1 protein-coding gene is annotated in these 485 nt (G+C 41.0%); it reads left to right on the top strand.

The features are described 5' to 3' along the window. Window positions 1-32 precede the first annotated feature (32 nt). Window positions 33-485, top strand: a 453-nt coding sequence (locus ICN18_RS08455) for a hypothetical protein (RefSeq protein ID WP_216190075.1), incomplete at its 3' end; no start/stop codon positions are given.

Below are 485 nucleotides of genomic sequence, written 5' to 3'. Positions count from 1 at the left end.
CTGTAACAACTAAATTCAAAGAGCCAACACTAATGATCCAAACCCTCGCCAAGGGAAGAGTCATTCACAAAGATAAGTTATCTACTAATGATTTGATTTTTGGCGAAGGGGTTGACCTATTTCGCCTCTGCAAAGAGATCTCTGTTACCCCAATAATGGACACCTCCACTGAAATCGATATGATCTTGGTGATGATTGGCAGGGCATCCCTCACAACACTCATCGGAGAAGATTTAGCAAGCCAGCTCCTTAAGAACCTGAAGCTACTGCCTTCACCAAAGGTTGTGGTCAAGCAAATCCCCAGCTATGTCAACCACGCTCTTCAGACATGCTTAAAAAATGAATACTCCCCAATCCTCAGGAAGGTGTCTGCTCAGTCCAAAGTATTAGAGTTTTTATCTGAACTAACAAAATACTTGTGCGAAAACCCTGATAAAAAAGACCTAACAAGTAGGCAAGCTAAAAAGCGTTTAAAAGATATTAAA

The sequence above is a fragment of the Polynucleobacter parvulilacunae genome (genome assembly GCF_018881715.1).
Taxonomy (GTDB): Bacteria; Pseudomonadota; Gammaproteobacteria; order Burkholderiales; family Burkholderiaceae; genus Polynucleobacter; species Polynucleobacter parvulilacunae.
The sequence above is the reverse complement of the archived record's forward strand: the minus strand, read 5'-3'. Positions and strand labels throughout refer to the sequence as shown.